Annotated in this window: 1 protein-coding gene; it reads left to right on the top strand. The window is 54.0% G+C overall.

Annotated elements, in window-relative coordinates; all coding sequences use genetic code 11:
• A partial coding sequence (locus VKV29_RS05290; RefSeq protein WP_324200260.1) for an acetate--CoA ligase family protein occupies window positions 1–1,325 on the top strand: 1,325 nt, incomplete at both ends.

Genomic DNA, 1,325 nt, shown 5'->3' with positions numbered 1-1,325 from the left:
GGCCCACGCCTCACTATCGTCACCAATGCCGGCGGCCCAGGCGTGCTGGCAACTGATGCCTTGGTTAGCTTGGGTGAACAGCCAGCGAGTTTAGCCTCGGAAACTATTGACGCATTAAATCAGATCCTGCCGCCGCATTGGAGCCACGCAAATCCCATCGATGTTATTGGCGATGCAGGACCGGAGCGTTACGAACAAGCCGTTACCATCGCTGCAAATGACCCCAACACCGATGGCCTTCTGGTCATCATGACGCCACAAGCCATGAGTGATCCAGTGGAGATTGCAAGAAAGGTCGCACCGTTAGCCAACCTAAAGAATAAGCCCATTCTGGCAAGTTGGATGGGTGGCGAAAGGGCCACAGAGGGTGAAGTGGTGCTGAATCAGGCGGGCATCCCAACATTTCCCTTCCCTGAAACGGCTGTACGTGCATTCCACTACATGTGGCGTTATAGCTATAACCTACGTCTTCTCTATGAAACGCCTTCTATCACGGAGGGCGCTGTAGAGGCGGAGGCAGCTAGCCAGCTTATCGAGAGCATACGCCGAAGTGGCCGAAGGTTGCTAACGGAGTTCGAATCTAAACAGCTACTTGCGCTGTACGGCATCCCAACGGTAAAAACTGATCTAGCTGAAACGGAGGAGGACGCGGTCAGCGCCGCGGATAAGCTGGGCTATCCAGTAGTGCTGAAGCTAAATTCGTTCACTGTAACACACAAGACAGATGTGGACGGCGTGAAGCTTTCCATTGAAAACGCAGAGGCCGTTCGAGTCGCTTATCGTGAGATTCAAAGTGCGGTTAGTGGCAAATTAGGCCCACAGCACTTTAACGGAGTGACCGTACAGCCGATGATTAAGACCAGCGGGTATGAGTTGATTCTCGGCTCGAGCATGGATACCCAGTTCGGTCCAGTGCTCTTGTTTGGGATGGGAGGACAGCTTGTTGAGGTGTTTCACGACCGAGCGCTCGCTTTGCCTCCGCTCAATACGACGCTTGCACGTAGACTCATGGAACAAACTCGCATCTACAGCGCGCTTAAAGGTGTACGCGGCCGCAAAGGGGTAAATATCGAAGCGCTCGAAGGCTTGCTGGTCCGTTTCAGCCAGCTCGTACTCGAGCAGCATTGGATTTGCGAAATCGATATAAACCCGCTGCTTGCCTCGCCCGAAGGACTGCTTGCGCTGGATGCGCGAGTAGTTCTTTACGGGCCGCAAACCGATCCCTCCGAAATTCCAAAACCGGCAATTCGTCCTTACCCGACGAAGTACACCGCACAGATTACGCTACAAGACGGTACGGTGCTCAACATTCGCCCGATCCGCCC

Source organism: Chthonomonas sp., from assembly GCF_035294165.1.
Lineage (GTDB): Bacteria > Armatimonadota > Chthonomonadetes > Chthonomonadales > Chthonomonadaceae > Chthonomonas.
Note: the sequence above shows the minus strand (reverse complement) of the source record. Positions and strands in the feature narration are given on the sequence as shown.